Consider the following 10039-nt stretch of genomic DNA (forward strand, 5'->3'; position numbering starts at 1 on the left):
CAGATTTGTAGAGAACGAAGATTTCGGGAACTAGCTGAACCAATACTAAACAGAAACGCTTTGACCATTAATACTGACAACGAGCCGCAGTGCCGACTTTTATTCTCGACTCCCATCCTAGCACATAGCTATTAGCTTTGATCGATGCTGCCGCTCCCGCCACCGGAGCAGATAAACTAGACTAGAATGCTGCCCTATAAAATGCCCTAATTATGAGTTTATCCCCCCATCCGATCGAAACTGCCCTAAAAACCCTGGCAGCGAAAGCGGAAAATTCCATCGAACAAACAACAACCCTAGAAGACTTAGAACAGCTAAGGGTGAATTATATCGGTAAGAAAGGAGAATTATCGCAGATTTTACGCGAAATGGGCAAATTAACCCCCGAAGAGAGACCGCGATTAGGTGCGATCGCTAATGAGGTCAAAGAATTAGTACAATCGCTGCTGGAATCCCAGCGAGAAAGTCTCCAGAATGCCCAAATTAAGGCGAAATTAGCGGCGGAAACCCTCGATGTCACCCTACCTGCTCTGAGCCGTCCTTTAGGGCGAATTCACCCCTTAAATAGCACAGTTGATCGCATGATCGATATTTTCGTCGGTCTGGGTTACACCATCGCCACTGGGCCGCAGGTAGAAACCGATTATTATAATTTTGAGGCTTTAAATATCCCTGCTGACCATCCAGCCCGGGATATGCAGGATACTTTTTTCTTGAGGGATGGTCGTTTATTGCGGACCCATACCTCTCCGGTGCAGATTCGCTACATGGAAAGTCACGAACCCCCGATTCGGATTGTGGCCCCGGGCCGTGTTTATCGTCGCGATACCGTGGATGCAACCCATTCTGCGGTTTTCCATCAAGTGGAATTATTAGCGGTGGACCGGGGATTAACCTTTACGGATTTGAAAGGAACAATTAAAGAATTTCTTAAGCAAATGTTTGGGGCTGATTTACCGGTTAAATTCCGCGCTTCCTACTTCCCTTTTACCGAACCCTCGGCCGAGGTAGATGTGCAGTGGAAAGGCAAATGGTTGGAGGTGATGGGCTGTGGTATGGTGGATCCCAATGTCTTAAAAGCAGTCGGTTATGACCCCCAAATCTATACGGGTTTTGCTGCCGGTTTTGGTGTGGAAAGATTTGCTATGGTATTACATGAGATAGACGATATTCGCCGTTGTTATAATAGTGATATCCGCTTTCTCCGCCAATTTTAGGGGGATAAACCCGATGGTCATGAGTGAAGATTTAACCAAAAAAAGACTCCTATCCGTGGCTTGTCATGCCTCGATCTTTTTGAGTGCTACGCTGGTATCGGTGGGGATTCCCTTAGCTATTTATTTCATTTCTGATGATGGAACGGTGAAGGAAAACGCCAAAGAAGCTTTAAACTTTCACCTGAATATGTGGTTATACTACCTAATTGCCGGGATTCTAGTTTGGGTTTTAATCGGTTATTTGCTCTTACCGATTCTTGCTGTGGTGAATATTGTTCTCCCCATTCTTGCTATCCTGCAAGTCTGGAAAGATGCTTATAAGGTTTTCCGTTATCCTTTTATTTTCCGGGTTCTGTAATTAATTATCGGGGTTGAAACCGGTTCAACCCTTTTTTAGTCCTATTCCCACTAGAAAAATAGCCTCTGGAGTTTATGACTAAAATTGTCATCATCGGTGCGGGGATAGTGGGGGCCACCATTGCCTACGAATTAAGCGCCATCGAAGGATTAGAAATTACCCTCATCGATGAAAAAAAACCGGGACAAGGAGCAACCGGGGCAGCTTTAGGGATTTTAATGGGTATTATCAGCCATAAAACTAAAGGTAGAGCCTGGAAACTGCGGCAAGAAAGTTTAAAACGTTACGAAACCCTCCTTCCTGAGCTAGAATCCCTCACCGGACTGACTATTCCCTGTAACCGTGATGGTATTGTCCTACTGCGATCGAGTGCCGAAGACGAAGAAAATTGGCGCAAGTTAGCCCAAATCCGCCAAGAACAGGGATATTGTCTAGAAATCTGGGATAAAGAGACTTTGAAGCAAAAATGTCCCCAGGTGGCCAGCGATCATCTCCAGGGTGCTATCTATTCTCCCAGTGATCATCAAATTAACCCAGTCCTGCTCACGGAGGCTCTCGTCACTGCTGCGGCAAGAAGGGGGGTAAAATGTCAATTTGGGGTAAAAGTTGAAAATTTCGGGAAGACAGGGCTTCAAGGCTCTAATTTGAGGCAATGCACCCAGGTTTATAGTTCTAATGGTATAGAGGAAACCGACTTTTTGATTCTTTGTGCGGGAATCGGTTCCACTGCTTTAACCGAAACTCTTACCCATCCAGTGGATATCCGACCGGTTTTAGGGCAAGCTTTACAGATAAAATTGACGCAACCCCTAGAAAGTTCCGATTTTAAGCCGATTTTAACAGGAAATGACCTGCATATTCTGCCTTTGGCTGGATCGGAATACTGGATTGGGGCAACGGTGGAATTTATGGACGAAAAGGGCGAAATTATCGCCGATACTGCCCTATTAGAGCAAGTGTATCAACAGGCGATCGCTTTTTGTCCCTCTTTGGCTGCGGGTGCGATCGTGCGTACTTGGTCCGGTAAGCGACCGCGACCGGAGAAAAAATCCGCTCCCATCATCGAATATTTGCCCGGATACGATAACGTTATTCTGGCCACGGGACACTACCGTAACGGGGTTTTATTGGCCCCTGCTACCGCTAAAATGGTCAGGGAAATGTTAAGTGGTAAGTTAGGTTTTGCTGAAAAAGTTTGTTGATGGAGTTAGGAGTCAGGATTCGGCTTTTTTCTCCCCTCTCTACAATAATTACTCGCAGCCAGAAATACGTTGGGGACTATCATACTTTGTGCTTTTTGTCAAAAAAACTTTTTTTTTGCAATAAAACTACATAAAAAAAAGATCATCGTTGTGGGTGAAATTGACTGATTTACCCGTCTTAATTAGGATCACCTTCTAGGTGTGGCAACGGTTTCAACCACTGCTGCCCAAAAAAGCACAGAATACCCCATTATGAAATTCAGTAAAATCGCTGTTACCATAATAACATCGTTGTTAAATAAAAATCTTTCTCAATTAATTCTTAAGATTTTATAAATATTGCGGAATGTTAATTTAAATATTCTCAAGTGTTTGCAGTCAATAAATAATTTTTGCTTATCTTTGTCGGAAAATAGAACTCCTGCAACAATCCAACATCTACCATTGGGTTAGGAGTCAGTATTTAGGAGTCAGGATTCGGCTTTTTTCTCCCCTCTCCCTACTCCCTTCTCCCCCACTCCCTGCTATCGGCAGCCGATGACCCTATCCGACCAAGAAAGACAACAACTCTGTGACACTGCTCGGGAAGTGGCGAAACTTTCCTATTCTCCCTATTCCCGTTTTCGGGTGGGGGCGGCGGTCTTGACAGATAAAAAGATTTATGCTGGTACTAATGTAGAGAACGCTAGTTATGGCTTGAGTTTGTGTGCAGAAAGGGCAACTTTAGCGCAAATAATCGCGGCGGGCGATCGAGAAGTACGGGCGATCGCTATAGCCTGTATCGATGGGGTGGACAAGGATGATATTAGTCAGTTAACTCCCTGCGGAGCCTGTCGTCAATGGATGGCCGAATTAGCGCCGAAAGCAGAGATTATTATCTGTGGAACCCAGCAAAATTATCGTTTTAATCTCTCGGATTTACTGCCTTTTTCCTTTCGTTTTTAACTGTGGGCAATGGGGGGAGGAGCGAGCGTTTACTCATTTTGCGCTGATAGGAAATGCGATCGAGATAGGGTTGGCTGAATAAATCTAAAAACCTTGTTGGGTAAGACTTTTAGACTTTTTGGACATCAAAAAGTGCCAGCCATTGGAGGGATCGGGGGGAAAATTCCGGGACTTTTTCCCTGAAAATGGGTAAAACCCTACACCCCACACCCTACACCCGTTCGGACCTCGGCGTGAGCTTTTGTCGAACGCAAAAGCTCACGGCCGAAGCCCACACCCTGCCCCCACGAAAAACTTTTTGCCGCAAACCCTAAATATGGTAAGGCTACGGTAGCCGTACCACCTCACAACACAAGTCAAAATTGCTCTAATTGTGCTCAAAAAGTACCTAAATCACGCGATGTGCAACTAAAAACGACAGAATCAGGGTTCCAGAGGATACTTTATCTCTGCTAATTTCTGAAAGCCTTGTAAATCAAGACTAAAAATATAGTTGCACATCGCGTTAAATCTCTATCTACAAGAACATAGATTTGTCCCGATTGTGGCTATGTAGAAGATAGAGACATTAACGCCGCTATCAATATTCTGAAAAGAGGACTAAGTACGGTAGAGCATACCGAAACCCCCCCCTGGCGAATGTTGGATACGTCCTGCCAGATTAAGGAAACTCGGCGGAACCAAGAATCCCTCGCTTTTAGCGACGGGAGTGTCAATGTGCTAAACGCTTTTCAAATGAGCGAACCGTGAGTCCTGAAATTTTCTGGTTCTCATTAAGCCGAGATTTTGTGGCAACTTATTGAGAATGTAGTCTCTGAAACGCTCATAATTGCCTTCCATATTCTCAATAACTACGGCGGATTCAGGATTAGTCTGGTACATTCTCCACGCGGAAAAGCTTATCCAATAAGGAATTAGCTGTGCCAGACGAATAAAGCAACCGCCGTAATTGATTCTCAATTGCAATAAAATCCAGTATGATTTATTACGCTTCCAGGGCCGCTCACATCAGGAAGAAATCGCTGCTGACCAGGTTGGGGAAGACCGCGTTGGCCGACGCCACATCCGAGGGGAAGGCCGGATTGAAGCGGTTCAGGTTGGCGATCTGCGTGGCCGCGACAACGCCGGTGCCGTCGGGATCAAAGAACAGATCACCGTTGGAGAGGTTGTAGATGAAGCGTTGGTTCGCCGTAGTGGCCACCGTGGCCCCGGCCTCCGCCCGCAGCTGGGCCGCGGTGAGGGTGGAGCCGCTCAGGCCTGCGTAGACGATCTTGTCGAAGACCAGTTTGTCCACACCGGAGGTGAAGTCCCGCAGCTGATCCACCCCATTGAGGCCTGGGGCTTCGTTGAAGGTGAAGAGATCGTTTCCTCCACCCCCTGTGATGATGTCGTTCCCCTGGCCGCCGATGAGGGTGTCGTTACCAGCCTGTCCCTTCACCAGATCATTGCCGAGGCTGCCGCTGACAACGTCGTCGCCATTGCCGCCGTTGAGATCATCGGCGCCATCCTCACCGAAGAGGCTGTCGTTCCCCTCTCCGCCATACATATCGTCGTTGCCGGTGCCGCCATACATCTGATCTTTGCCGGCATCCCCACGCAACATATCAAAGCCGTTTTCACCGTAGATCGTGTCATCCCCTTCACCGCCATCGACAAAGTCATTGTCATCGCCGGCCCAGAAGGTGTCCGCGCCTGCATCGCCCCACATGCAGTCATCCCCACCCAAGCCCTTGAATTGATCGGCGCCGCTGGTGCCGCCAAAGAGCTCGCTGGCCTTGCCCTCCCCGTTGGGACTGAACACGCCGCGGGCATCAAGGTAGTTGCCACCATTGCCGACAAGCACGCCATTCACATAGCCAGCCCTGCCCACCAACCGTTGAGTTCCGGTGATATCAACCACCGTCTGAGTGGCCCCAAGCAATAAAGCTTCAGAAGAATAGGTGTTGAAGCTCTGCAGGGATCGCTCATAATCAGCATCATTCACCGCAAAGATCTTGTGGTAGAGATGCTTCACTCCCGTGGCGGCCATTACCATGTCGGCCACCGTCTTCCCCTTGATTTCCTCCACCAGATCCGTGGCAGCCAGCTTGCTCAGGTAGTAGGCCTCATCACCCCGCTGCAGTTGCTGCATCTGGTAGGCATAGATGAAATCATGGGTGGGGCCAAGCATACCGCCAGGGGTTTTGGCCTCTGCCAATCCACCCAGCCAGAGGGAGATCTTTTGGAAGTCCTGGTTGCCGCTGGGCGTGTTCACGGGCGCTGCGGGATTGAGGGCATCCGTGCTGCTGCCGCTGTAGAGCAGGCCCATGAAGGCGTCATCCCCCATGGCCAAATCCGCCGCAGCGGAGAGGGCGGCGGCGTAGGTGGCTGCCGCGCCGGGAGCCGGACTGGCTTGCAGTTGATTCCAATAGGAGAGATCGGCATTGCCCGAATAGCCGCTGAGGATGGCATCGCGGGCGTAGGCCATGATGAACGTCTTCAACGATTCGGGATGAAGCAGATGGGCTCCAAAATCCTTCCAGCTGATATAGGGCCGCAGGTTGGCCTCCAGGGCCGCCAGGTTGGCGTCAATGGCATTGTTGGCCTGCACCAACCCGGTGGTCCCATCTGGAGAGGTGCGCACGCCACGAAGGTAGGTTTGAATCTGGCGACGGGCCTCATTGAGGGGCGTGATGCCGGTATCCAGGCCGCGGGCGATGTTGAGGGCACCCAGATCCAAGGGGAGGCCTACCAGGGCGTTTTGAAGGGTGTTGGTGATGAATTCATCGGTGGCGTTGCCCACCTGCTGGCTCATCCCCGCGGCGATCTGCCCTGCCGTGTCGCGCGTGTAGAGCTGGGGGGCGAGAAAGGCCTGCAGCAGCGGGATGTCCATCTGCCCGCCGGGGTTAGCCAGGCCCGTTTGCTGGTTCACCGAGGTGAGGGCCACGGTTTCGGTGAGCTGGGAATGGCCGAAGCGAAAGGCGCTGGAGGCGAATTCCGCCAAGATGCTGGCATTGAAGCCGGCGTTGTTGTTGTTGCCCGCATTGGGACCGGCGAATGCACCCAGGTTGGGGGTAATGCGCCGCGCGTACTCCTGCAACACATGGTGTTGGTAGAAGTTTTCATTGGCCAGCTTGGCGATTTCAAACAGCTCTTGTCCGGAAAGGGCCTGGTTATTACCATTGTTTCCGGCATTTTGGGCGAGATTGGCCTGAATCTGAGACAGGATATTGTTGTGGGTTGTGACAAAGATCTCATGCATTGCCGTGAGACCAATATTTTCATTCAGGCGCCCATCTCCGCCCACAGCGTGTTGATTCAGCCGAGAGGGATCCTTCAGATCACCGTTGGCTTTGAAGGGATCGCTGCCAGCAGGCTGGGGAGAGCCTTTCCAGTCACTGGCCAGATCGATCAGAAACGCTGAACCGGCCTTGGCCAGCACCTGATTGGAGGTGACGGCCGCCGTATCAAAGACGTAGCTCTTCTGCCCCGACACCTTGTCGAGCACCACAAAGGCATAGCGCCCCGCATTGGGCTGGCCCTGGGGGATGATCTCCACCAGGGGCACAGACAGCACATCGCGATCGCGCAAAGTAAGGCCAATGCGCTCGGCATTCTTTTTCAGGTCAAACCAGCGGGCGGTGGAGTTTTGCGGATCGGTGAGCAGCCGGCCCGTGAGTTCGCCATTGCCCTTGTATTCCCGCATGAAAATGGCATGGCTCTCCACCGAGCCATAGACCTGGTTGAGATCAAGAAAGGCGGAGGTTTGGTTGATGCTCTCGCCATTGCGTGGGGTGAGCTTCAGCACGCTCTGGCTGCTGCCGTTGGTGGTGGTGGAGGCAACCACGCCGGTGAAGGCCGCCTTGCTGTTGATGGTGGCCACCACATCGTTGAGGGTGGCGCCCGCATTGATCACGATCAGCTGCTCATTGAGCACCAAGGTCCCCCCACTGGTGCCAGTGAAGCTGGTGCCGATGGCGGCGTTCTCATTGTCCACATCCCATTGGCTGGGGCGGCTGTAGCCCGCTAGGCCTAGCTCCGCCACCAGGGCATCGCGGCTGCCCTCGCCGATCTCCACCTGCACCGTGTTGGTGCGGGAGAGAGCCATGAAGTTGGTGGGCGAGCCAGGGTTGTAAAGGCTGTCTCCAGGGAGCAGGGGGATCAGCAGGCTGCCATCCTTGCCCTTGGCGAGAAAATCCATGCCGTGGTCGTTGTATTGGCCAAACAGGGCGAAAAAGCCTGAATTCGGCAGGGGATTTCCAGTATTGGAGCCATTCACCCCATTGCCACCGGTGAGAATGGTTTCATGGCGGGTGTTGTTTTTCTGGCTCACCCGCTTGCCAGCCTGGGTGCCGGCCTGGGTCCACTCCTTGGCGTAGGGATCATCCAACACCTGCAGCGCTGTCTTGCCGCTTTGATTGGAAACCAGATTGCTGATCAGCCTGGGGCTGGCATCGAAGATGTCGGGATTGCTGGGATTGGCATAGCCGCGAAGGCTGTAATCAAGCGTATAGTTTTGGTCGTAGACGACCGCTCCCGTCTGGAAGTTGATCGTGAAACCACCCGTGGCTTGCGTGAAGCTCTGGCTGGTGAGACGGCGAAACAGCGTGCCCGTCCCCCCAGCCATGAATTTCGGATCTGTGGTGGACAAGGGGTAGGGTGCCGTGGTGGGGGTGATGCCGCCACCCACCTGGTAACGCAATTGATCCGTGCCATCGACAAAGCGGATGCCACTGGTGGCCTTGGCACCCGTCACACCCGGATTGAAGCCAGGCAGAACGGCGAGACGGGGATCGTTGTTCCATTCCTTGTAGACGCGATATTGATAACGGAGAAAAAACAGATCGTCGATTGTGAACGTATCAATCACCGAATCGAAATTGGGATTTGGCATGATTTGGTAGTCTGCAATACTTTTCCTACATTCATTATGGCATACTGAGGTACAGCCGACATCCGTGTAACCCACATTCCGCATCCTCAACTGTCACATTGGCTGTCCCCGTCTAGAGACTTGAGTAAAAAGACTTAGCTGGTGAGGATTTTCTCTGCGTCCGCTAGGGGGGTCTTGAGACCCCTAATTATGAAAAAATAGGAATTGTTGGAAAACTTAGGCGAGTGGGCTGTTCGACCATGAATGGCCAATTCAAGTCTGAAAGTGAGGATATTATCAAAAAATATAAAGGGCAACAAGCTCCGGAAAGAGGATTTTCTTTTCTCAAAGACCCCAGCTTTTTTGCCGACAGTGTCTTTCTCAAATCTCCCCAGAGAATTGAGGTCCTGGCCAGGCTAAGGGGCTTGTGCCTGCTGGTTTATACTATTGGTCAAAGACAACTTCGTTTAAGTTTAAAACAGCAGGAGACGGGACTGAAAAATCCGTTGGGTAAGTTGACTGACCGACCGACGTTACGCTGGATATTTCAGGGCTTCCAAGGAATTCATCTCCGACCTATTCAAGACAATCAAAAGATTAGCAACTTAACGGACGAGAGGCGCAACATTTTGAGATTTTTCCCCAAACCTTGCCAGGAATATTATCTCTTATCTTGACCAGATGGATTGACTTCAAGGGGTGACAAAACAAAGCGAGCAACTCGAACATCTCCCGCTAGATGTTAAGTCTGATGGACCGGTCATTCTCAACAAGCACTGTTTATTGAGAATGACCGGGGGAACCCTGAAAATTTCGGCTTAGTTGGCGGCAGCTTGCCGCCAACTCACTCCTCTAGATAAGTATTTTGATACTAAATCCGTTGAGTATAGGCTACATATCAGGACAGGCAAAAAGCAACAGGCTTCGGCCGTGAGATCAGCGTTCGACAAAAGCGTTCGACAAAAGCTCACGCGGCTCGACTGAGCTCGCCGAACGTCCGAAGTCTCACGCCGAAGTCTCACGCCGAGGTCCGAACGGCAAAAGGCAAAGGGGAGAATAAATAATCAGTTTTTAATAACTGGATTTAGTATGACTCACGCCCCTTCCTCTTTTGAGACGTTGTGACACTTAGGGTGCGGAATGTGGGCTACAAGCTCGGCACAGTATTAGGCAGTGCCTTCGGTATTGCACTGAAAACGTCTAACTGATAACTGTTATTAGTCATTTCACTTTGGCACACTGGACAAATCTATATCTACATACCACAAATTCTTAAGATATTTTCCCATCGCTCTAGAGTGTATCAGATTTATTTGAAATGACTATATAGCGTTTTTCAGTCTGCTGAGGTACAAAAGTTATGGGTTTTAGGCAAAAGGCAAGAGGCAAAAGTCAAAAGGGAAGAAAAATATGTGTACCTCACTAGCTTATAGCGGTGTGCAGTCGTATTAGGTACAGTGTCACA

5 protein-coding genes and 2 pseudogenes are annotated in these 10039 nt (G+C 50.4%); 6 read left to right on the forward strand and 1 reads right to left on the reverse strand.

Features of this window, described 5'->3' with window-relative positions; genetic code table 11:
* Positions 1–212: 212 nt before the first annotated feature.
* The 5 genes and pseudogenes from pheS to O9334_RS23180 form a co-directional block, all read left to right on the forward strand.
* Positions 213–1217, forward strand: a complete 1005-nt coding sequence (gene pheS / locus O9334_RS14465; protein WP_288000754.1) for a phenylalanine--tRNA ligase subunit alpha — start codon at positions 213–215, stop codon at positions 1215–1217.
* A 13-nt stretch (positions 1218–1230) separates the two neighbouring features.
* Positions 1231–1575 (forward strand): DUF4870 domain-containing protein, encoded by a 345-nt coding sequence (locus O9334_RS14470; RefSeq protein ID WP_080754337.1) that lies wholly within the window; start codon positions 1231–1233, stop codon positions 1573–1575.
* A 74-nt stretch (positions 1576–1649) separates the two neighbouring features.
* Positions 1650–2777, forward strand: a complete 1128-nt coding sequence (locus O9334_RS14475; protein ID WP_288000756.1) for an NAD(P)/FAD-dependent oxidoreductase — start codon at positions 1650–1652, stop codon at positions 2775–2777.
* A gap of 537 nt (positions 2778–3314) precedes the next feature.
* Positions 3315–3722, forward strand: a complete 408-nt coding sequence (gene cdd / locus O9334_RS14480; RefSeq protein WP_288000757.1) for a cytidine deaminase — start codon at positions 3315–3317, stop codon at positions 3720–3722.
* Between the two features lie 507 nt (positions 3723–4229).
* Positions 4230–4472: pseudogene (locus O9334_RS23180) on the forward strand (zinc ribbon domain-containing protein); the annotation flags it as partial.
* A 253-nt stretch (positions 4473–4725) separates the two neighbouring features.
* Here O9334_RS23180 and O9334_RS14490 read toward each other — a convergent pair.
* Complete coding sequence (locus O9334_RS14490; protein WP_288000760.1) at positions 4726–8595, reverse strand: peroxidase family protein; 3870 nt, start codon at positions 8593–8595, stop codon at positions 4726–4728.
* Between the two features lie 263 nt (positions 8596–8858).
* On the opposite strand from O9334_RS14490, the pseudogene O9334_RS14495 reads away from it, so the two are divergent.
* Positions 8859–9251, forward strand: a pseudogene (locus O9334_RS14495) (IS1634 family transposase); the annotation flags it as partial.
* Positions 9252–10039: the final 788 nt, after the last annotated feature.

Source organism: Microcystis sp. LE19-8.1F (genome assembly GCF_027531715.1).
Classification (GTDB): domain Bacteria; phylum Cyanobacteriota; class Cyanobacteriia; order Cyanobacteriales; family Microcystaceae; genus Microcystis; species Microcystis wesenbergii_A.

Excerpts from the sequence above, each read along its gene's own strand:
- cdd (WP_288000757.1), top strand. The coding sequence starts at position 3,315 with ATGACCCTATCCGACCAAGAAAGACAACAACTCTGTGACACTGCTCGG.
- O9334_RS14490 (WP_288000760.1), bottom strand. The coding sequence starts at position 8,595 with ATGCCAAATCCCAATTTCGATTCGGTGATTGATACGTTCACAATCGAC.
- pheS (WP_288000754.1), top strand. The coding sequence starts at position 213 with ATGAGTTTATCCCCCCATCCGATCGAAACTGCCCTAAAAACCCTGGCA.
- O9334_RS14470 (WP_080754337.1), top strand. The coding sequence starts at position 1,231 with ATGGTCATGAGTGAAGATTTAACCAAAAAAAGACTCCTATCCGTGGCT.
- O9334_RS14475 (WP_288000756.1), top strand. The coding sequence starts at position 1,650 with ATGACTAAAATTGTCATCATCGGTGCGGGGATAGTGGGGGCCACCATT.